Below are 23,891 nucleotides of genomic sequence, written 5' to 3'. Positions count from 1 at the left end.
GTTGGTAAGGTGTGGATACGTCTTTTTGTTATCCATGCTTTATCATACGAGCTCGGAGGGTAGCCATATATGTCTCCACATGAAGGGATAGAAAAATGCAAAATGTCGTCGAGCGGTGCATTACAGGGGCTAACCTTACTTGTATGCGAACGTGAAAAACAAAACTAGGCATATTAACTATGAATACCGACAATGCGTATCCCTTGTCCTTACTGCTCTACATAGGATGTGACAATGTAGTGACAATGATTAAATAAACAACAGTTCTAACCGCAGAGTCACAGTCTAAACGGTCTAATAAGTCTACATTCAATATTAACTCAGTCATCACTTGCACCCTGGTAATCTTGTCAGAATACTGTTCTGCGGGGAGTCGCTATTTTGTGTCGAAACTTTTTTGGGCATTCCCAGCCCAAGCAAGCAGCAAAAACTAAGCGACCACTTATGCCGTCCGGCGGCCCCGATCGTCCCTCGTCCTCGTCCCGACCCAACAATGTGTCGGAACATAGGCTCCAAATGACTTGACGGCCGTGTCGGATGCCTTTTATTTGGGGTCTCCACCTTCGCTAAACGCTCAGACTCCGACAAAACAACGCCCTACGGCTATCGCGACTAAAGAAAATCTTCAATTCGCTAAAGCTCCGTGTCCAGGATTTTCAGCGAGTGTGTGTTCCAGTGGTGAAGTGTTGAGCTACTATTTTCGTATTAAGTGACAGCATTACAGCATGCAATACACCAGTGTGAAATTCATACCCTCGACTAAAAAACAAAGGCATCACTATTTATACAACAGAAAATAAAGTTTTTATATCGTATATATTTCATAAAGTCCATGAAAAAACAGAGATTCTGAATTTTTTCAGCGGGGGATACTGCGCGCCACAAAAGCCGAAACAACGGAAACAAAGATAAAACAGGGCAAAGCTGTTCATTTGCAAGTAAAATTGAATGTACAACTTAAACGCAGTGAGTTTTGTCTTGACTCAGGTGACCACTATAGCTTTCTGCGCTTTTTTGATAAACCTTTGCGACAGAACCAACTAGTAGCCGAGTTGCCTTACCGTTAATTTAAACAAGAGCCATCATGAAAACTATAGTTATTACAAGTGCTTTGTTAGCCTCATCCATTTCATTTGCGAATGCGGGACATAATGTAGCGCCGGTTCAAATAAATAAACATGGCATAGCCACGCAGATTAGTCTGGAAGAAAACAAGAATCCTGAGAGCCCCCGTGAATTTTCAGCCCTCCCTTCCCTAATTCCAGTTTCTATAGCAGATACTAACAGGGATATTTCTGAAAATACAAAGGGTAAAGTCTCAACAATAAACGATAGAATTACGAGCTTATCATACCCCTCTCAAGAGGATAAAATGAAAACAGAGTTTCGGAACCTGAGGCTTTGTAAAGGCAGTAATTATCTTCAGGATGAAGCTTGTGAATACACCTATAAAAAGGGGGATACAGGTCCCGCTGGCGGGATTGTCTATTACACCACTGATGGTGGAAAACATGGTTTAGAAGTTGGCTTAGAAGATTTAGTGTCCTCCCGCATGGGGATGCTTTGGAATCGCTATTACTGGCGCACGAGGACAAGAAATAGGGGATGGTAAAGCAAATACAGATGCCATTTTAGCTGCAGACTGCACTATCGACGGTGTGAAATCAGCGGCACATGTAGCAGCTAGTTACTCAAGTAACGGTATTTCTGGTTGGCACTTACCCTCTATAAGTTCTTTAAAAGAAATATACTATGTAGTCTATAGAAGCAGCTTACCAGGATTTCATCGAAGCGGCACCCCTCGTTTTTGGTCATCTACAGAGAACAATGCCGAGCGTGCTTGGTTGATGATATTTGGGCCTACTTATGTTTCGGATTATCCAGATTATAAGAATGTTATAACTGCAGCTAAAGTACGCCCTGTTCGTCCTTTCTAACTCGAAAAAAAATAGCGACTCCCCGCAGTGCTCAAAAAACATTCTCTGGTAAAGATCGGTTGTGGCCGGTGTATACATACACAAAAAACTTTTGCAACAGAACCTAAAAGCCAACCAAATAGGCCATAGAGATACTCAGGGAGAAAAGACATGTACTTACAAAAAACATTGCTAGCAATAGGCGTAACTGTTGCTCTAACACATTCAGTACGATTGCAAGCCGACAGTTGCTCTGTTGGAGGGTATAGCGATTCAAGCGCTTCTGCGGATAGCTGGGGAGGGGTATCACTGAATAAAACAGCAGAACTACTACTTGAACTAGAAGACGTTGAAGGAGCTATCTTTGATCCAGCTACTAGTCAGATTATTTTTTATGGAAAAAAAGAATTCAACTGCCAGAAATGGATATGGATGATCTCAGTGTTGCAATCCGATCCATTTATGGTTACGGGGATAAAGCCCCTCAAGACCCTGGTGTTTCAATAGGTACCGAGCCATCAGAAGTTGAGGGTCAACTTAAGGTTAGGTATGACGGACAAACAGGAAAACAAAATTCGGTCAGATAATGTTTGACGCTGATTTACGCATGAAACAACTGGCAAGTGGTAAAAGCAAACATTACGGGTGAACCTGTTACATCTCAAGTAGCAGGTTATAGGACATTATTAGATAGAGTACTCGATAATCCAGGGCTATATGCTGATCAGAGCGAATGGTCAACACGAATGTGGTTTGTACCTGATGAGGTTCGATTAAGTAGAAGTGCTGATGGCGGTGCTATGAAAATTGATAAAGTCTCACTAAAACTCCTGAACGAATCAACTTTTGAGTCTGAAACTAAAACATCAAACATATTTAACGATCCAGCATCAACTGCTTTCTCGGAACATTTTACAAATAATTACGATAAATTTGCCACAGAATTTGCGGCATTTAAAGACTTAAAACGACTAGCAAAAATAACTGGTATTATAAAATGGATTAAGAATAATGATATTCCAATGGATATATCATTTGTAGATGACTACGAGCCAGTATTTGTCAACACACCTGACTTAACCCCCTCTATTTCAGTATCAGACGAGCGCGATGTCGCAGGGGTGCACCATAAATTTACCTACACGGGCGGAGTAAATTTTAATTTAAATGATGACAATTACGAAGAGACCGATACTGCTGGCACTTCAGAACTCAGAGAGAAGCTCTTAACTGCACGTAACAATGAAGAACAATTTAGCTGGGACTTTAAAAACGACGGACAACAATATCATGCGGTCTCACAATCATTTGCCCGCAGTAAAAAAGATGGCAATATTAGCTGGTCTGCCACAGATATGACTTTTCCAGTTGCAGGTAATCACACGCTTTCTTTAACACGCTACTACAGCTCATTTAATGAAAAAACAGCTGAATTAGGGAGAGGGTGGTGGATAACGCCATATGGGTTGCGCTTTAGCGATGATAAAAAAGGCTACAAAACCGAAGCAACTACAGAGAAACCGAGCATTAGCTTTAGAAGTCATTATCGTATATTCGTACGTACTGGAAGCTCTGAAATGCCCTATACCCTTGCAGGAGTCTCCAGTAACAATAATCCTTTCTATACCAACAAAGACAGCCCTGTACATTTACTCTATAGTGTTGAGGAAGACAGGTACATCCTAAACCACAATAACGGTAGCCAAGTGAGTTTTAATAAGAAAGGGAAACTAACAGCCGTAACAGACATAAATAAAGTAAGCCTCAGCTATTATTACAATAATGAGAACGTAGACGCACACCTCATAAAAATACAACACCAAAATGAGCGAAAAATAGAGTTGGTCTATGAAAATGGTAAACTAGAACAAGTAAAGGGACCAGGGGGGAGCTTAGCAGACTACAGCTATAACTCAGAAAACATGCTCAGTAAAATCACTAGCGATTGCGGTCGAGTAGTCAGCTTAGGCTACGACTCCGAAAGCGACTTAATAAGATTATTAATGGCAGAGGAGATACGGTTTTTAGCGCAAATTATGACGATTACAATAGGGGCCAGTAAACAAAGCTATGGCGCCAAGGCTAAAACACAAAATAAATTCGACTTAGAAAGTCGCATGGGTAATAGTACAGACTCCAATGGAGTGACAATTAAGCGGTTTTATGACGATGAATATCGTCTATTAACCAGTAAAGATAGCGAAGGCCGTCAATATGACCTTACCTGGAACACTAGTCATGGCCCCGCAAGTGTCACCGACCCTATGAGGAAGACCACCTCCTACCAATACGATAGACTTGGTAATGTAACCAAAGTAACCGATGCTCAGGAAAAGTCATCGCAATATAGATATAACAATGCTAGTAACCTGATTTATTCAGAAAATAGTCAAGGACAAGGAACCTATGCAAAATATGATAAATTAAATCGATTAATCGCCCTATACAGCAATGCTAAACTAAAACACAGAAAACAGATAAAGTAGCTGTAGACTCCGATTCGTAACCCATATGAATATGATGCTCAGGGCAATGTATTAAAAGTCCAGCAAGGTGGTGTTGCAGGTAATCAGCAATCAAACTGCTACATATGATAGCAATGGTATGCCCACTTCCATTACCAGCCCAACAGGAATCACCCAGTCTTTAGAATACGATGAACGATCAAGGTTAATCCGAAGATATGAAACAACAGAAACAATAGAAGCAACCTAGTCAGCTACAAATATGATAAAAGCGATCACGTTATAAAAGTAAACAACCCCAGCAGGAATAATAATTATGAATACGATGAGAATGGGAATTTAATTAGCCAACCGATGACAGGCTCCATGTCACTGGATACACTTACAATGCCGATAACCTCCTTCAAGAAGTCACAGATGCAGAAGGAGGAACCACTCAATACAGCTACGACATTCATGGCAATATTACCAAAATAACACTGCCTAACGGCCTCATAAGAAACATCGGGTATGACAAGCTAGATCGACAGGACTAATGAGCTGTGGGTGGATACTCGGTTGATAGCTTATTTAATGCTATAGAAGAAAAATACCCTACCTATTTCCCTAACCGCCAAGATCATCTATAAATAAAAATTATTATTACGCTATTATCCAGAAACAGGTAATTACATGGGAACTAAAGATGGTAGGGTATACGGTTATGGTAATGATTTAATGGAGTCCATGACTCAGGTTCTTTAGAGGAATTATACACAGAGTATGAAATACCTGAGTAAATGGTTTTGTCGCAAGGTTTATCGCTTGGATCCATTTTTCATCACTGACCCAGTTAGCAGGTATCCAGCTAATGAACATGATTAAAAAAGGAAAATGATCGAGGAAACGATTTTATTAATGGCAGCATAAAGCTCGTTATGGGCGGGTTTTTACACACACGATAAACTTTCGACAGAACCATAATCCTCGCACAGGCATGGATATAAGCAATGCGTTATTTAGGAAAACTCTCATTAGCATAGTAAGCATAAGTGCGATTCTGTGGTAATAAAAATATAGAATTTACCGAAAAAATCTCGGTAAGTCACCAATTACGGCACTTTCCGTACAACACAATACTTCATTACCAAAGTTAAAAATAAACTGCCTTAGAAGAATTACACCGCCAGATATTGTCTTTGCACCTGAACCTATGACAGAACCACCGCAACAACACATAGTTAAATCAGGCAGGCAGGTTATACCGATGCAGGTTTAGACATATCAAAACAAACGATAGGTCTTGCGCATGCAGACGATACTTCACTGAGTAATAAAGTTCCTTATCAGACTTAGAAAATTGGCAACCAGGTGTGGAAATTCTACATATACCTGAACAATTATTTCATCAAACGGAAACCTAAATCAACTAATTGAAAAAGACAGAAATAAAATTGAACGTTGGCAAACCGAAAGACAACTGCTGAAAACAATTTTATCAACAACAACTTAGTCAGAAACCTAAACGACAGGTCTTGAAAAAATTGCGACAAAGGCTAACCATCCCGTAGTAAAATTGATGCGAACCCATAAAACTAGTTGGTCATCGAAATGAATATTATTACTTTAAAAAACACCTGTCAGCAAAGACTATCCTATTGCTGTTAATCATGATTACAGCCTATCTTCCTTTGCCAATATTGAACAAAAGCGGTATCAATACGATCTAACAGCAATATCACTCAACAAATTACAGCTAAAGGAGATCAGATTGATTATACCTACGATAGTTTAAATCAAACTGATTAAGGTCAGCACCAGTGATGAAGATACTGATGTTGAATACGGCTACGATAGCGAGGGACGTATTATAGTTTGAAGGATGCGACGGCACTAACCTTTACCAATATGATACCTTAGGTAGACTACCTCTTATGAACAAGCTGGCGTTGCTAAGTTCTATTATTTCTACAAATGACTCAATCAACTCACCTCTTTTAAAGATCCTCTAGGAAACTGGACTAATTATAATATAATCTTGATGGGCGACTAATAACTCATTATGACGTTAATGGTTATAATAGCTACGAATAACATGAAACGACAGGACTTCTACTCCGTCACCTTCGATATTCTGTAACCGACACGCTGGATCCTACCATAAATGGCTATACCAGTTATAGTTACGATACCGCCAGACGATTGACGAAAGTGATGCAAACCGGGAAAGATCTGAAGACAAGCAACGACCATTTACAGCTATGATGGTAATGTAATCACACCAAAATAAGCCGCCAAATACCCGGGGAAACTGAATCTGCAACTTATGATACGACGGTTTAAATCGAATCACTCAAGTTGTCTATACAGGAGGGTCTCGAGATGGGCAAGAAGAGAGTTATAGTTACGATGCGGGTGGCAATCGTCTAAGCAAGGTCAACCATAACGGCACTATTCTTATGAATACAGCAGTGACAACCGCCTGCTAAAAACCACCGCGCCGCAAGGCGTTACTAACTATGTTTATGACGGTGGCGGTAATATGATTACAAAAACTGGACTGTTAACACCTTCATACCAATACAATAGCCGTAACTTATTAATAGGTTATCAGGACAGTAATAATAACGTCGTTATCTATACAATGGTGCGGGTCATCGCGTAGCGAAAACCGTGAATATGTTACCACCCGCTATATCAATCATATAAACTTTGGCTTGCCTCAAGTTGCTTTCGAAACCGATGATAACTATGTGGTAAAACGCTACTATAGTTACGGACTAGGGCGTACAGCCGCGTATGATTGGGGAGCACTCGATAAAGATAAAAGTCAATACTACCTATATGACCGTCCTGGACGGAATGTAACGGCCACAGAAGACAGTTTGGGTAAGACGCGTAATCGCTATAAATACGGTAGTTTTGGAGAAACTTTAGTAGTCAGGAAAGCTACAGTAATGACTTTAGGTATACTGGAGAGCAAACCGGAACAAGCGACAGTGGTTTAATTTACCTGAGAGCCCGGTACTACGATCCTGAAATTGGACGATTCATATCGAGAGACCCTTTCTCTGGTATATGAGTGTGCCTGAATCTCAGAATATGTATGCTTAGCGCATAATAATCCATGAAGTTTGTTGATCCTAGTGGGGAGTGTGTGAAACACTGTGGGATCGGCTAATGTCATCTATGATATAGGGAAAATTTCTTATGGCTATCTTAACAATAATCAACATGCTGTTTCATCAGGTTATTCGATTTAGGTGCTGACCTATTTTCTCTAGCAATACCAGGACTACCAGCAGGTATTACTAAACTTAGGGGATTAATGGTTCCACAAAGAGTGTAAAACCATCTTTATCGGCTCACAAGAAAGCCTTAAAAAAGTACAACAAGAAGTAGGAGCTCTCCCAAAAGGTAAACTTGGAAAGTTTGGAAGTCCACAAGCAGGAGATAGAAAAAAGGATATAGGCTTGATCCACCTCATAACGGTGCAGCGAAAGGTGGTGCCGAGTCAAAATACCATATAATGGTGGATTATACAAATGGTAAACGTGGAAAGGGAGGGCGAAGTGGGGCTGTATCATTGATGACTAAATTGTAATGGAACAAATAAAGATCGATAATTTTATTAAGGAACACCCTGGAAGTAGTTTTCCAAATACACCCATTTAGAAGATAAAATATGCGCAGATATTAGCCTTTCTATTTTAAATAAACTAGATCTATCTCTACTACAGATGATTGATGTAGTTAATGAGGTGGATAAGCTTGGTGATATTTGTGATGTGGTTATAAGTGATGATGAGAACTTTAACCTAAAAAATACCTTGTCATCGCTAGGAGTAATTATTCCAAAATGTTTATATTAATGGTATAGATACGATGATATAGATAAATGAAAATTGATGACTTGATAATTATTTTGATGATATATGGTATTTAGGTTCTGATGATATTGATATTTTTGATGAATCTCTGACTTGGATGTATCCATAACTCACTTGACAGGTGAATTTTTTAAAAATATAGTTACGTGCCGCAAGCGGTTCTGTCGCAAGTATGTTAAAAACGCAGGAAGCCTAGTCCTTCAGGCATAACTATCCTGCTAAAGCCATAAATTGCTTATAAGTAGGCATATTTTCCTCAGACAATTGTCCATTTCGGATCATATGTGCCGTTTCAATTCCATCAATGGTTGCTTGAGCGGAGTGAAACGCTTTAAAGCCCATCATTGGCCAGGAGGTCTGCGCTTTTGATAATTATTGCGACAGAACCAGTTTTTATTGCCTTTGCTATAATTCCTTATCCCGAACTCAGGTTATTTATGAAATTCTTTTCTCTAATTCAGGTGCATAATTTATCCCACACGATTAAGGGTGCTGTCGTCAACATGATAGCCTCGTTCTTCAGGTATTTCCTCAAGATTTCGATAACTGAGCGGATAAGCCAAGTACCATCTGACATTTAGGAGAATGATTTCTTTTTTCAAACCAAATTTTGTCCCATTTTAGACGGAAATCCTTTTTGCGACAGAGCCGTCTAGCTTAGATTATTTTCCTTTCTGTTACGGGCTCTTGTATTCTTTATCTCAGGTATTTTCATTCGTCCCTGCCGGACGTAGCATCACAATTGGTATTCTTGATAAGTTATTTCCATGCGAAACAATAATACCGGACGGAGTCTATTTCTTTAGCCTACTTCAGGGCGTGCTATCGTTTGTACTTTTGTTTTTTATAGGCTTAGGATTTCGTAATAGATTTCGACTCTGAAATTCACTCTCCCACTTTAAAACCTGTTAACTCTATGGAAGTGGACAGTTGCTCCGATGGATACTATTTCATCAAGAAGTGGCGGCAAGTATTTTGTGTTGCGTCCTAGCCGTGATCTTACATTGAGCAGTTCTATTGGGTTCTGTCACAAAAAAAATGATAGAAAAAATGACTAGCACGGAAAATCCTGAATCTTTTTTTGTTCTTTTTACATTCAGGGTTACCTATAGGGGGCGGGGGTCGAATCAAAAAAACGATATGGATTTTCAGGAAATCCAAAAACAAAAATATTGATTTGCAAAAAAGAAAATAGCCAGCAAATCAACAGATTATTAATGACTGATTGCTCCAATAGTTGATGTACAGTGTATTTTTACATCACTATTGGAGCAATCAGTCATTAATAATCTGTTGATTTGCTGGCTATTTTCTTTTTTGCAAATCAATATTTTTTTTGTTTTTGGATTTTCTGAAAATCAATGTCGTTTTTTTTGATTCGCCCCCCCCGCCCCCTATAGGTAACCCTGAATGTTAAAAGAGCAAAAAAAAATAAAAAAAGATTCAGGATTTTCCGTGCTAGTCATTTTTTCTATCATTTTTTTTTGTGACAGAACCCAATAGAACTGCTCAATGTAAGATCACGGCTAGGATGCAACACAAAATACTTGCCGCCACTTCTTGATGAAATAGTATCCATCGGAGCAACTGTCCACTTCCATAGAGTTAACAGGTTTTAAAGTGGGAGAGTGAATTTCAGAGTCGAAATCTATTACGAAATCCTGAGCCTATTAAAAACACAAGTACAAACGATAGTACGCCCTGAAGTAGGCTAAAGAAATAGACCCCGTCCGGTATTATTGTTTCGCATGGAAATAACTTATCAAGAATAGCAATTGTGATGCTACGTCCGGCAGGGACGAATGAAAATACCTGAGATAAAGAATACAAGAGCCCGTAACAGAAAGGAAAATAATCTAAGCTAGACGGCTCTGTCGCAAAAAAGGATTTCCGTCTAAAATGGGACAAAATTTGGTTTTGAAAAAGAAATCATTCTCCTAAATGTCAGATGGTACTTGGCTTATCCGCTCAGTTATCGAAATCTTGAGGAAATACCTGAAGAACGAGGCTATCATGTTGACGACAGCACCCTTAATCGGTGGGGGATAAATTATGCACCTGAATTAGAGAAAGAATTTCATAAATAACCTGAGTTCGGGATAAGGAATTATAGCAAAGGCAATAAAACTGGTTCTGTCGCAATAATTATCAAAAGCGCAGACCTCCTGGCCAATGATGGGCTTTAAAGCGTTTCACTCCGCTCAAGCAACCATTGATGGAATTGAAACAGCACATATGATCCGAAAGGGACAATTGTCTGAGGAAAATATTCCTGCTTATAAGCAGTTTATGGCTTTAGCAGGATAGTTATGCCTGAAGACCAGGAGGTCTGCGTTTTTGATAATTATTGCGACAGAACCGCTTGCGGCACGTAACTATATTTTTAAAAAATTCACCTGTCCAAAGTGAGTTATGGATACTATCCAAGTCAGAGATTCATCAAAAATATCAATATCATCAGAACCTAAATACCATATATCATCAAAATAATTTATCAAGTCATCAATTTTCATTTTATCTATATCATCGTATCTATACCAATTAATATAAACATTTTTGGAATAATTTACTCCTAGCGATGACAAGGTATTTTTTAGGTTAAAGTTCTCATCATCACTTATAACCACATCACAAATATCACCAAGCTTATCCACCTCATTAACTAACATCAAATCATCTGTAGTAGAGATAAGATCTAGTTTATTTAAAATAGAAAGGCTAATATCTGCGCATATTTTATCTTCTAAATGGGTGTAATTTGGAAAACTACTTCCAGGGTGTTCCTTAATAAAATTATCGATCTTTATTTGTTCCATTACAATTTAGTCATCAATTGATACAGCCCCACTTCGCCCTCCCTTTCCACGTTTACCATTTGTATAATCCCACCAATTAATATGGTATTTTGACTCGGCACCACCTTTCGCTGCACCGTTATGAGGTGGATCAAGCCTATATCCTTTTTTTCTATCTCCTGCTTGTGGACTTCCAAACTTTCCAAGTTTACCTTTTGGGAGAGCTCCTACTTCTTGTTGTACTTTTTTTAAGGCTTTCTTGTGAGCCGATAAAGATGGTTTTACACTCTTTGTGGAACCATTAATCCCCCTAAGTTTAGTAATACCTGCTGGTAGTCCTGGTATTGCTAGAGAAAATAGGTCAGCACCTAAATCGGAATAACCTGATGAAACAGCATGTTGATTATTGTTAAGATAGCCATAAGAAATTTTCCCTATATCATAGATGACATTAGCCGCATCCCACAGTGTTTCAACACACTCCCCACTAGGATCAACAAACTTCAATGGATTATTATGCGCATAAGCATACATATTCTGAGATTCAGGCACACTCATATAACCAGAGAAAGGGTCTCTCGATATGAATCGTCCAATTTCAGGATCGTAGTACCGGGCTCTCAGGTAAATTAAACCACTGTCGCTTTCGGTTTGCTCTCCAGTATACCTAAAGTCATTACTGTAGCTTTCCTGACTACTAAAGTTTTCTCCAAAACTACCGTATTTATAGCGATTACGCGTCTTACCCAAACTGTCTTCTGTGGCCGTTACATTCCGTCCAGGACGGTCATATAGGTAGTATTGACTTTTATCTTTATCGAGTGCTCCCCAATCATACGCGGCTGTACGCCCTAGTCCGTAACTATAGTAGCGTTTTACCACATAGTTATCATCGGTTTCGAAAGCAACTTGAGGCAAGCCAAAGTTTATATGATTGATATAGCGGGTGGTAACATTATTCACGGTTTTCGCTACGCGATGACCCGCACCATTGTATAGATAACTGACGTTATTATTACTGTCCTGATAACCTATTAATAAGTTACGGCTATTGTATTGGTAATGGAAGGTGTTAACAGGTCCAGTTTTTGTAATCATATTACCGCCACCGTCATAAACATAGTTAGTAACGCCTTGCGGCGCGGTGGTTTTTAGCAGGCGGTTGTCACTGCTGTATTCATAAGAAGTAGTGCCGTTATGGTTGACCTTGCTTAGACGATTGCCACCCGCATCGTAACTATAACTCTCTTCTTGCCCATCTCGAGACCCTCCTGTATAGACAACTTGAGTGATTCGATTTAAACCGTCGTATTCATAAGTTGCAGATTCAGTTTCCCCGGGTATTTGGCGGCTTATTTTGGTGTGATTACCATTACCATCATAGCTGTAAATGGTCGTTGCCTTGTCTTCAGAATCTTTCCCGGTTTGCATCACTTTCGTCAATCGTCTGGCGGTATCGTAACTATAACTGGTATAGCCATTTAATTGGTAGGATCCAGCGGTGTCGGTTACAGAATATCGAAGGTGACGGAGTAGAAGTCCTGTCGTTTCATGGTATTCGTAGCTATTATAACCATTAACGTCATAATGAGTTATTAGTCGCCCATCAAGATTATATTTATAATTAGTCCAGTTTCCTAGAGGATCTTTAAAAGAGGTGAGTTGATTGAGTTCATTGTAGAAATAATAGAACTTAGCAACGCCAGCTTGTTCATAAGAGGTTAGTCTACCTAAGGTATCATATTGGTAAAGGTTAGTGCCCGTCGCATCCTTCAAACTAGTAATACGTCCCTCGCTATCGTAGCCGTATTCAACATCAGTATCTTCATCACTGGTGCTGACCTTAATCAGTTGATTTAAACTATCGTAGGTATAATCAATCTGATCTCCTTTAGCTGTAATTTGTTGAGTGATATTGCTGTTAAGATCGTATTGATACCGCTTTTGTTCAATATTGGCAAAGGAAGATAGGCTGTTAATCATGATTAACAGCAATAGGATAGTCTTTGCTGACAGGTGTTTTTTAAAGTAGATAATATTCATTTCGATGACCAACTAGTTTTTATGGGGTTCGCATCAATTTTTACTACGGGATGGTTAGCCTTTGTCGCAATTTTTTCAAGACCTGTCGTTTAGGTTTCTGACTAAGTTGTTGTTGATAAAATTGTTTTCGCAGTTGTCTTTCGGTTTGCCAACGTTCAATTTTATTTCTGTCTTTTTCAATTAGTTGATTTAGGTTTCCGTTTGATGAAATAAATTGTTCAGGTATATGTAGAATTTCCACACCTGGTTGCCAATTTTCTAAGTCTGATAAAGGAACTTTATTACTCAGTGAAGTATCGTCTGCATGCGCAAGACCTATCGTTTGTTTTGATATGTCTAAACCTGCATCTGGTAATAACCTGCCTGCCTGATTTAAAACTATGTGTTGTTGCGGTGGTTCTGTCATAGGTTCAGGTGCAAAGACAATATCTGGGCGGTGTAATTCTTCTAAGGCAGTTATTTTTAACTTTGGTAATGAAGTATTGTGTTGTACGGAAAGTGCCGTAATTGGTGACTTACCGAGGATTTTTTCGGTAAATTCTATATTTTTATATACCACAGAAATCGCACTTATGCTTACTATGCTAATGAGAGTTTTTCCTAAATAACGCATTGCTTATATCCATGCCTGTGCGAGGATTATGGTTCTGTCGAAAAAGTTTATCGTGTGTGTAAAACCCGCCCATAACCGAGCTTTATGCTGCCAATTAATAAAATCGTTTCCTCCGATCATTTTCCTTTTTTTAATCATGTTCATTAGCTGGATACCTGCTAACTGGGTCAGTGATGAAAAATGGATCCAAGCGATAAACCTTGCGACAAAACCATTTACTCAGGTATTTCATACTCTGTGTATAATTCCTCTAAAGAACCTGAGTCATGGACTCCATTAAAATCATTACCATAACCGTATACCCTACCATCTTTAGTTCCCATGTAATTACCTGTTTCTGGATAATAGCGTAAATAATAATTTTTATTTATAGATGATTCTTGGCGGTTAGGGAAATAGGTAGGGTATTTTTCTTCTATAGCATTAAATAAGCTATCAACCCGAGTATCCACCCACAGCTCATTAGTCTGTCGATCTAGCTTGTCATACCCGATGTTTCTTATGAGGCCGTTAGGCAGTGTTATTTTGGTAATATTGCCATGAATGTCGTAGCTGTATTGAGTGGTTCCTCCTTCTGCATCTGTGACTTCTTGAAGGAGGTTATCGGCATTGTAAGTGTATCCAGTGACATGGAGCCTGTCATCGGTTTGGCTAATTAAATTCCCATTCTCATCGTATTCATAATTTATTATTCCTGCTGGGGTTGTTACTTTTATAACGTGATCGCTTTTATCATATTTGTAGCTGACTAAGGTTGCTTCTATTGTTTCTGTTGTTTCATATCTTCGGATTAACCTTGATCGTTCATCGTATTCTAAAGACTGGGTGATTCCTGTTGGGCTGGTAATGGAAGTGGGCATACCATTGCTATCATATGTAGCAGTTTGAATTTGCTGATTACCTGCAACACCACCTTGCTGGACTTTTAATACATTGCCCTGAGCATCATATTCATAATGGGTTACGAAATCGGAGTCTACAGCTACTTTATCTGTTTCTGTGTTTAGTTTAGCATTGCTGTATAGGGCGATTAATCGATTTAATTTATCATATTTTGCATAGGTTCCTTGTCCTTGACTATTTTCTGAATAAATCAGGTTACTAGCATTGTTATATCTATATTGCGATGACTTTTCCTGAGCATCGGTTACTTTGGTTACATTACCAAGTCTATCGTATTGGTAGGAGGTGGTCTTCCTCATAGGGTCGGTGACACTTGCGGGGCCATGACTAGTGTTCCAGGTAAGGTCATATTGACGGCCTTCGCTATCTTTACTGGTTAATAGACGATATTCATCGTCATAAAACCGCTTAATTGTCACTCCATTGGAGTCTGTACTATTACCCATGCGACTTTCTAAGTCGAATTTATTTTGTGTTTTAGCCTTGGCGCCATAGCTTTGTTTACTGGCCCTATTGTAATCGTCATAATTTGCGCTAAAAACCGTATCTCCTCTGCCATTAATAATCTTATTAAGTCGCTTTTCGGAGTCGTAGCCTAAGCTGACTACTCGACCGCAATCGCTAGTGATTTTACTGAGCATGTTTTCTGAGTTATAGCTGTAGTCTGCTAAGCTCCCCCCTGGTCCCTTTACTTGTTCTAGTTTACCATTTTCATAGACCAACTCTATTTTTCGCTCATTTTGGTGTTGTATTTTTATGAGGTGTGCGTCTACGTTCTCATTATTGTAATAATAGCTGAGGCTTACTTTATTTATGTCTGTTACGGCTGTTAGTTTCCCTTTCTTATTAAAACTCACTTGGCTACCGTTATTGTGGTTTAGGATGTACCTGTCTTCCTCAACACTATAGAGTAAATGTACAGGGCTGTCTTTGTTGGTATAGAAAGGATTATTGTTACTGGAGACTCCTGCAAGGGTATAGGGCATTTCAGAGCTTCCAGTACGTACGAATATACGATAATGACTTCTAAAGCTAATGCTCGGTTTCTCTGTAGTTGCTTCGGTTTTGTAGCCTTTTTTATCATCGCTAAAGCGCAACCCATATGGCGTTATCCACCACCCTCTCCCTAATTCAGCTGTTTTTTCATTAAATGAGCTGTAGTAGCGTGTTAAAGAAAGCGTGTGATTACCTGCAACTGGAAAAGTCATATCTGTGGCAGACCAGCTAATATTGCCATCTTTTTTACTGCGGGCAAATGATTGTGAGACCGCATGATATTGTTGTCCGTCGTTTTTAAAGTCCCAGCTAAATTGTTCTTCATTGTTACGTGCAGTTAAGAGCTTCTCTCTGAGTTCTGAAGTGCCAGCAGTATCGGTCTCTTCGTAATTGTCATCATTTAAATTAAAATTTACTCCGCCCGTGTAGGTAAATTTATGGTGCACCCCTGCGACATCGCGCTCGTCTGATACTGAAATAGAGGGGGTTAAGTCAGGTGTGTTGACAAATACTGGCTCGTAGTCATCTACAAATGATATATCCATTGGAATATCATTATTCTTAATCCATTTTATAATACCAGTTATTTTTGCTAGTCGTTTTAAGTCTTTAAATGCCGCAAATTCTGTGGCAAATTTATCGTAATTATTTGTAAAATGTTCCGAGAAAGCAGTTGATGCTGGATCGTTAAATATGTTTGATGTTTTAGTTTCAGACTCAAAAGTTGATTCGTTCAGGAGTTTTAGTGAGACTTTATCAATTTTCATAGCACCGCCATCAGCACTTCTACTTAATCGAACCTCATCAGGTACAAACCACATTCGTGTTGACCATTCGCTCTGATCAGCATATAGCCCTGGATTATCGAGTACTCTATCTAATAATGTCCTATAACCTGCTACTTGAGATGTAACAGGTTCACCCGTAATGTTGCTTTTACCACTTGCCAGTTGTTTCATGCGTAAATCAGCGTCAAACATTATCTGACCGAATTTTGTTTTCCTGGTTTGTCCGTCATACCTAACCTTAAGTTGACCCTCAACTTCTGATGGCTCGGTACCTATTGAAACACCAGGGTCTTGAGGGGCTTTATCCCCGTAACCATAAATGGATCGGATTGCAACACTGAGATCATCCATATCCATTTCTGGCAGTTGAATTCTTTTTTTTCCATAAAAAATAATCTGACTAGTAGCTGGATCAAAGATAGCTCCTTCAACGTCTTCTAGTTCAAGTAGTAGTTCTGCTGTTTTATTCAGTGATACCCCTCCCCAGCTATCCGCAGAAGCGCTTGAATCGCTATACCCTCCAACAGAGCAACTGTCGGCTTGCAATCGTACTGAATGTGTTAGAGCAACAGTTACGCCTATTGCTAGCAATGTTTTTTGTAAGTACATGTCTTTTCTCCCTGAGTATCTCTATGGCCTATTTGGTTGGCTTTTAGGTTCTGTTGCAAAAGTTTTTTGTGTATGTATACACCGGCCACAACCGATCTTTACCAGAGAATGTTTTTTGAGCACTGCGGGGAGTCGCTATTTTTTTTCGAGTTAGAAAGGACGAACAGGGCGTACTTTAGCTGCAGTTATAACATTCTTATAATCTGGATAATCCGAAACATAAGTAGGCCCAAATATCATCAACCAAGCACGCTCGGCATTGTTCTCTGTAGATGACCAAAAACGAGGGGTGCCGCTTCGATGAAATCCTGGTAAGCTGCTTCTATAGACTACATAGTATATTTCTTTTAAAGAACTTATAGAGGGTAAGTGCCAACCAGAAATACCGTTACTTGAGTAACTAGCTGCTACATGTGCCGCTGATTTCACACCGTCGATAGTGCAGTCTGCAGCTAAAATGGCATCTGTATTTGCTTTACCATCCCCTATTTCTTGTCCTCGTGCGCCAGTAATAGCGATTCCAAAGCATCCCCATCCGGAGGACACTAAATCTTCTAAGCCAACTTCTAAACCATGTTTTCCACCATCAGTGGTGTAATAGACAATCCCGCCAGCGGGACCTGTATCCCCCTTTTTATAGGTGTATTCACAAGCTTCATCCTGAAGATAATTACTGCCTTTACAAAGCCTCAGGTTCCGGAACTCTGTTTTCATTTTATCCTCTTGAGAGGGGTATGATAAGCTCGTAATTCTATCGTTTATTGTTGAGACTTTACCCTTTGTATTTTCAGAAATATCCCTGTTAGTATCTGCTATAGAAACTGGAATTAGGGAAGGGAGGGCTGAAAATTCACGGGGGCTCTGAGGATTCTTGTTTTCTTCCAGACTAATCTGCGTGGCTATGCCATGTTTATTTATTTGAACCGGCGCTACATTATGTCCCGCATTCGCAAATGAAATGGATGAGACTAACAAAGCACTTGTAATAACTATAGTTTTCATGATGGCTCTTGTTTAAATTAACGGTAAGGCAACTCGGCTACTAGTTGGTTCTGTCGCAAAGGTTATCAAAAAAGCGCAGAAAGCTATAGTGGTCACCTGAGTCAAGACAAAAACTCACTGCGTTTAAGTTGTACATTCAATTTTACTTGCAAATGAACAGCTTTGCCCCTGTTTTATCTTTGTTTCCGTTGTTTCGGCTTTTGTGGCGGCAGTATCCCCCGCTGAAAAAATTCAGAATCTCTGTTTTTTTTCATGGACTTTATGAAAATATATACGATATAAAAACTTTATTTTCTGTTGTATAAATAGTGATGCCTTTGTTTTTTAGTCGCTGGGTATGAATTTCACTGGTGTATTGACTGCTGTGCTTTCACTTAATACTGAACATAGTTAGCTCCACACTTCACCACTGGAACACACACTAACAGTATTCTTACAAGATTACGGTGCAAGTGATGATAGGATATATTGAATGAGACTTATTGCTTTTAGACGTGCCTTTTTGGGTTAGAACTGTTGTTTATTTAATCATTGTCACTACATTGTCACATCCTATGTAGAGCAGTAAGGACAAGGGATACGCATTGTCGGTATTCATAGTTAATATGCCTAGTTTTGTTTTTCACGTTCGCATACAAGTAAGGTTAGCCCCTGTAATGCCCGTAGGACGCATTTTGCAAATTTTTCTATTACCTTCATGTGGAGAATATATTGGCTCCCTACGGGACGTATTGATAAAGCATGGATAACAAAAAGACGTTACCCAGACCTTACCAACACATTCTCCACAATCACTCTCAATCACAGCAATATGGATTCTCTTAAACCGCGCTCCGCGCATCAATAATAATCAATTGTTTTTTTTAAAGAATAAAGAGATAGATAATACAGCCATTTAACCCCTAAGGCAGGCGGACGAAATCCCTTTCACAGCTCCCCCCTCCGAAAAACTACTAAAAAAACAGAGAATATCAGCTTGCGTTTCTGTGTATCTTGGAATCGTGTTACTCGAGTTTTCAAGTCCCTTTCACAACCGTTACGCTCTGCGCGTTACCAGATATATAAAATATCCGCCCCTGCTCCAAACGCGCCACCTTTTGCACTATAAAATTCAAATCTCGCAATCAAAACGGCTATAAGCTTGCGACTTCTACTTTATACAAAAAATGCCTTATGGGTTGCCTTAGCAAAGTCCTTGATTGGCAACACTGTCCTGACCTATTCCAAAACATCTTGAGTCCAAAATAGGGGCTGAGCTTGAAAGAAGAGAAGAAAAACCGAAATGCTTACAAATGAGATGCTAATTAAGATATAATTAACATTCGTTTGAAAGAAAGAGTCTGCTTCTTACTTTCAAGCTGTGTATGAGTGATGGCAATCACTCATACACAACCTTTAATAAAGGCAAAAAACCTAAGCACTTAAAAATGCTTGGGTTTTTTTTTGCCTTTTAGCCCTAAACTTTAAAAGTTCGGGGGCTTGTTTCTAAACCTGAAAGAGGAAATATCAGATTTTATTACCAATAACTTTAACTCATACAAGCAAGACATAGCAAGTTTAGCTGTAGTTAAGACTTCTAATAAGTCCTTTAGAGATTTGTTCTTGGCTCGTCATCCCCCTAAGTTCATGAAACATGGGAACGTTCTGTCATCGCTGTTCATTTACTAAATAAAGGGCTGTGATGACCAAGTTTTAGTTCTATCGCAAAAAAAGAATGAGACATTATTACCTCCCCTCTTGGGTATGCCGCTCACTCGAGCCATAAAGCAAGACCTACTCTCCCCCGCTATCCTAGCATATCTCACTCTCGCTTTACATCCCAACAGGTGTCCTTGGTGGCTTTGTCGTACAGACTTAATTGTGCCGTAAGGCTCAGTTGTGGGTTTATTACAGAGCAATGGCCTACACCCCACGTATTCATTGAAAAGGGGACAGATAAACTGTTTATACAACACAACCTATTTATCTGTCCCCTTCCAGCAAACACGAGCAGGCGCGCCATGCTACCTCACGAAATTCCGGGACTCCTGTCGCCATAATTCGTTCACCTACGCAGCGGATGGGAGATGCCCTGAACGCCCTGCGTCCGCAACGACTACGCACAAAAGCCGCTTCGTCATTACTACCTCACTGGCTGGACGGCTATTCGGAATGCAATTCTTGCTCCTCTCGCGTGCTGCTAGCACACGTCGAATCAGCGAATTGCCCTGTCGCCTATCAGGGACTAAAAATCAACACTTCGCTAAGCTACGTTTCCATGATTTTCAGCGAGAGTGAACACGCCAGTTTTTTGCCTACCCTAATGAATACTTGATTTCCGTTCAATCCGCATTTAACTATTACTATTAGTGAGGCTTTATTGTCTTGATAACTCACATTAAGACGTATGTATCACACCATGCAGAGATAAATAACCCTGTGACATTACTATGTGTAAATTGTGAGCAACAATTCTTATATCGTAGTTACCCACAAGAACTGTTGATAAAAGTGTGTATTACTTTTGAGTAACTGGATTAAAGCCACGGTACATATAGGGATAGGGTTATATTGTGTATTTTTTGTACAGGACATTTATTAAGCTACATTTGATTCACAGTTTCACTATGTTCCTAAGTAATGCCACGCATATAACACTATCAAGGAGTGTCACATAAATGGTCGTTTATGTGGTGATGGTGGCTCAAACGGGTTCTATAAGTGTTTGTATAAAAATCAACTGTAACTTGTTTTTATGCGGCAAATGGATAAAACACCATTAACAATAGCAAATATAAAATGGCTTTTATGCGGTTTTTTTTCCATTCGCAAGGTTTAAACCTTGCGCCTTTCAGCAATACCTTCGCCAGAATTAAAATAAACTCATTTTTATGAATTTTATAGCCTATAATCGATTGATTTATATGGGTGTAAGATTGTCATTCTTGGCTTAAATTAAAATTGGCGAAGTTATTGTTTCAGGCGAGCATATTTATCTCAAATGTTACAATCTAAAGATGGATTATCATTATGGCAGTCATACAGTCTACAATGTCGTTTTAGTTAAATATTACTCTATTTAGCTAAAATCAAGATTTGGCGTTAAAAAAACAAGTGTTTTTTTAACGTCACCATAAACACAGCCAATCACCATTAACAAGACCTTATTTATAGTTAATAATGTTAAAAAAGGCTGTTAAAAAATATATCTCATGCTATGGTTAATAAAACCCATGTTAAAAAAGTAAGCCTTGATTATTAGGTAGTTTTTACAGGGCCTAAGGTCATGCGCGCCATGCTACCTCACGAAATTCCGGGACTCCTGTCGCCATAATTCGTTCACCTACGCAGCGGATGGGAGATCCCCTGAACGCCCTGCGTCCGCAACGACTACGCACAAAAGCCGCTACAGGTATCCTATAAATAATATTTTTTCCTATTAACATGGGTTTTATTAACCATAGCATGAGATATATTTTTTAACAGCCTTTTTTAACATTATTAACTATAAATAAGGTCTTGTTAATGGTGATTAGCTGTGTTTATGGTGACGTAAAAAAACACTTGTTTTTTTAACGCCAAATCTTGATTTTAGCTAAATAGAGTAATATTTAACTAAAACGACATTGTAGACTGTATGACTGCCATAATGATAATCCATCTTTAGATTGTAACATTTGAGATAAATATGCTCGCCTGAAACAATAACTTCGCCAATTTTAATTTAAGCCAAGAATGACAATCTTACACCCATATAAATCAATCGATTATAGGCTATAAAATTCATAAAAATGAGTTTATTTTAATTCTGGCGAAGGTATTGCTGAAAGGCGCAAGGTTTAAACCTTGCGAATGGAAAAAAAACCGCATAAAAGCCATTTTATATTTGCTATTGTTAATGGTGTTTTATCCATTTGCCGCATAAAAACAAGTTACAGTTGATTTTTATACAAACACTTATAGAACCCGTTTGAGCCACCATCACCACATAAACGACCATTTATGTGACACTCCTTGATAGTGTTATATGCGTGGCATTACTTAGGAACATAGTGAAACTGTGAATCAAATGTAGCTTAATAAATGTCCTGTACAAAAAATACACAATATAACCCTATCCCATATGTACCGTGGCTTTAATCCAGTTACTCAAAAGTAATACACACTTTTATCAACAGTTCTTGTGGGTAACTACGATATAAGAATTGTTGCTCACAATTTACACATAGTAATGTCACAGGGTTATTTATCTCTGCATGGTGTGATACATACGTCTTAATGTGAGTTATCAAGACAATAAAGCCTCACTAATAGTAATAGTTAAATGCGGATTGAACGGAAATCAAGTATTCATTAGGGTAGGTAAAATAGGGTGATAACTTTTACATGATGGGTAAAGGGTAGGCAAAAAACTGGCGTGTTCACTCTCTCGTGTTTGCTGGAGGGGACAGATAAATAGGTTGTGTTGTATAAACAGTTTATCTGTCCCCTTTTCAATGAATACGTGGGGTGTAGGCCATTGCTCTGTAATAAACCCACAACTGAGCCTTACGGCACAATTAAGTCTGTACGACAAAGCCACCAAGGACACCTGTTGGGATGTAAAGCGAGAGTGAGATATGCTAGGATAGCGGGGGAGAGTAGGTCTGCTTTATGGCTCGAGTGAGCGGCATACCCAAGAGGGGAGGTAATAATGTCTCATTCTTTTTTTGCGATAGAACTAAAACTTGGTCATCACAGCCCTTTATTTAGTAAATGAACAGCGATGACAGAACGTTCCCATGTTTCATGAACTTAGGGGGATGACGAGCCAAGAACAAATCTCTAAAGGACTTATTAGAAGTCTTAACTACAGCTAAACTTGCTATGTCTTGCTTGTATGAGTTAAAGTTATTGGTAATAAATCTGATATTTCCTCTTTCAGGTTTAGAAACAAGCCCCCGAACTTTTAAAGTAAGGGGAGTCGCTATTTTTGCGAAAGCTTGTTTTGGGCATCCCAGCCCAAGCAAGCAGCAAAAACTTAACGCGACCACTTATGCCTCCGGCGGCCCCGATTCGTCCTCGTCACCTCGTCCCGACCCAACAAGGGGTCGGAACATAGGCTCCAAATGACTTGACGCCGTGTCGGATGGCCTTTTCATTTTGTCTCCACCTTCGCTAACGCTCAGACTCCGACAAAACAACGGCCCTACGGCTATCGCGGACTAAAAATCTTCACTTCGCTTAGGCTACGTTTCCCTGATTTTCAGCGTTAGGGGCTAAAAGGCAAAAAAAACCCAAGCATTTTTAAGTGCTTAGGTTTTTTTGCCTTTATTAAAGGTGTGTATGAGTGATTGCCATCACTCATACACAGCTTGAAAGTAAGAAGCAGACTCTTTCTTTCAAACGAATGTTTAATTATATCTTAATTAGCATCTCATTTGTAAGCATTTCGGTTTTTCTTCTCTTCTTTCAAGCTCAGCCCCTATTTGGACTCAAGATGTTTTGGAATAGGTCAGGACAGTGTTGCCAATCAAGGACTTTGCTAAGGCAACCCATAAGGCATTTTTTGTATAAAGTAGAAGTCGCAAGCTTATAGCCGTTTTGATTGCGAGATTTGAATTTTATAGTGCAAAAGGTGGCGCGTTTGGAGCAGGGGCGGATATTTTATATATCTGGTAACGCGCAGAGCGTAACGGTTGTGAAAGGGACTTGAAAACTCGAGTAACACGATTCCAAGATACACAGAAACGCAAGCTGATATTCTCTGTTTTTTAGTAGTTTTTCGGAGGGGGGAGCTGTGAAAGGGATTTTGTCCGACCTGCCTTAGGGGTTACATGGCTGTATTATCTATCTCTTTATTCTTAAAAAATACAATTGATTATTATTGATGCGCGGAGCGCGGTTTAAGAGAATCCATATTGCTGTGATTGA

The 23,891-nt window shown here is 39.2% G+C and carries 12 protein-coding genes and 7 pseudogenes; 11 read left to right on the top strand and 8 right to left on the bottom strand.

Going from position 1 to position 23,891, the window contains the following annotated elements; all coding sequences use genetic code 11:
• Window positions 1-548: 548 nt before the first annotated feature.
• The 7 genes and pseudogenes from K6984_RS26095 to K6984_RS36675 all read left to right on the top strand — a co-directional run.
• Window positions 549-713, top strand: a complete 165-nt coding sequence (locus K6984_RS26095) for a hypothetical protein (RefSeq protein WP_221898067.1) — start codon at window positions 549-551, stop codon at window positions 711-713.
• A 371-nt stretch (window positions 714-1,084) separates the two neighbouring features.
• Window positions 1,085-1,612 (top strand): hypothetical protein, encoded by a 528-nt coding sequence (locus K6984_RS26090; RefSeq protein ID WP_221898066.1) that lies wholly within the window; start codon window positions 1,085-1,087, stop codon window positions 1,610-1,612.
• Between the two features lie 475 nt (window positions 1,613-2,087).
• Entirely contained in the window at window positions 2,088-2,423 is a 336-nt protein-coding gene (locus K6984_RS26085; protein WP_221898065.1) for a hypothetical protein, read from the top strand.
• A 116-nt stretch (window positions 2,424-2,539) separates the two neighbouring features.
• Window positions 2,540-4,402, top strand: coding sequence for a hypothetical protein (locus K6984_RS26080; RefSeq protein WP_221898064.1), 1,863 nt, complete (start codon window positions 2,540-2,542; stop codon window positions 4,400-4,402).
• Between the two features lie 222 nt (window positions 4,403-4,624).
• Window positions 4,625-4,753, top strand: a pseudogene (locus K6984_RS36985) (hypothetical protein); the annotation flags it as partial.
• Between the two features lie 24 nt (window positions 4,754-4,777).
• Window positions 4,778-4,917, top strand: a pseudogene (locus K6984_RS36980) (RHS repeat domain-containing protein); the annotation flags it as partial.
• Between the two features lie 2,393 nt (window positions 4,918-7,310).
• Window positions 7,311-7,442, top strand: a pseudogene (locus tag K6984_RS36675) (RHS repeat-associated core domain-containing protein); the annotation flags it as partial.
• A gap of 1,018 nt (window positions 7,443-8,460) precedes the next feature.
• Here K6984_RS36675 and K6984_RS26055 read toward each other — a convergent pair.
• Window positions 8,461-8,598, bottom strand: a pseudogene (locus K6984_RS26055) (IS6 family transposase); the annotation flags it as partial.
• 96 nt (window positions 8,599-8,694) lie between these two features.
• Window positions 8,695-8,852, bottom strand: a pseudogene (locus K6984_RS26050) (IS6 family transposase); the annotation flags it as partial.
• Between the two features lie 1,326 nt (window positions 8,853-10,178).
• On the opposite strand from K6984_RS26050, the pseudogene K6984_RS31740 reads away from it, so the two are divergent.
• Window positions 10,179-10,322 (top strand): annotated as a pseudogene (locus K6984_RS31740) (IS6 family transposase); the annotation flags it as partial.
• Between the two features lie 97 nt (window positions 10,323-10,419).
• A pseudogene (locus tag K6984_RS31735) lies at window positions 10,420-10,557 on the top strand (IS6 family transposase); the annotation flags it as partial.
• A gap of 68 nt (window positions 10,558-10,625) precedes the next feature.
• Here the strand turns inward: K6984_RS31735 and K6984_RS26040 are convergent.
• The 6 genes from K6984_RS26040 to K6984_RS26015 form a co-directional block, all read right to left on the bottom strand.
• A complete protein-coding gene (locus tag K6984_RS26040; RefSeq protein ID WP_221898062.1) occupies window positions 10,626-11,066 on the bottom strand; it encodes a hypothetical protein in 441 nt (146 codons plus the stop codon).
• Window positions 11,067-11,072: 6 nt separating this feature from the next.
• Window positions 11,073-13,028, bottom strand: coding sequence for an RHS repeat-associated core domain-containing protein (locus tag K6984_RS26035; protein ID WP_221898061.1), 1,956 nt, complete (start codon window positions 13,026-13,028; stop codon window positions 11,073-11,075).
• 103 nt (window positions 13,029-13,131) lie between these two features.
• Window positions 13,132-13,701: a hypothetical protein gene (locus K6984_RS26030; RefSeq protein WP_221898060.1), complete on the bottom strand. Its 570-nt coding sequence runs from the start codon at window positions 13,699-13,701 to the stop codon at window positions 13,132-13,134.
• Window positions 13,702-13,916: 215 nt separating this feature from the next.
• Complete coding sequence (locus K6984_RS26025; protein ID WP_221898059.1) at window positions 13,917-16,997, bottom strand: hypothetical protein; 3,081 nt, start codon at window positions 16,995-16,997, stop codon at window positions 13,917-13,919.
• A gap of 150 nt (window positions 16,998-17,147) precedes the next feature.
• The gene (locus K6984_RS26020; protein WP_221898058.1) at window positions 17,148-17,999 is read right to left on the bottom strand and encodes a DUF1566 domain-containing protein; all 852 of its coding nucleotides are present in this window, start codon (window positions 17,997-17,999) and stop codon (window positions 17,148-17,150) included.
• A 1,962-nt stretch (window positions 18,000-19,961) separates the two neighbouring features.
• Window positions 19,962-20,102, bottom strand: coding sequence for a hypothetical protein (locus K6984_RS26015; RefSeq protein ID WP_221898057.1), 141 nt, complete (start codon window positions 20,100-20,102; stop codon window positions 19,962-19,964).
• Here K6984_RS26015 and K6984_RS26010 point away from each other — a divergent pair.
• Window positions 20,059-20,313, top strand: a complete 255-nt coding sequence (locus tag K6984_RS26010; RefSeq protein WP_221898056.1) for a hypothetical protein — start codon at window positions 20,059-20,061, stop codon at window positions 20,311-20,313. The genes K6984_RS26015 and K6984_RS26010 overlap by 44 nt on opposite strands.
• Window positions 20,314-22,950: 2,637 nt before the next feature.
• A complete protein-coding gene (locus K6984_RS35060) occupies window positions 22,951-23,079 on the top strand; it encodes a hypothetical protein (protein ID WP_263458596.1) in 129 nt (42 codons plus the stop codon).
• The last annotated feature ends 812 nt before the right edge of the window (window positions 23,080-23,891 follow it).

The organism is Bathymodiolus japonicus methanotrophic gill symbiont, assembly GCF_019721995.1.
Taxonomy (GTDB): Bacteria; Pseudomonadota; Gammaproteobacteria; order Methylococcales; family Methylomonadaceae; genus Methyloprofundus.
This window is presented reverse-complemented; position numbering and strand designations above follow the sequence as displayed.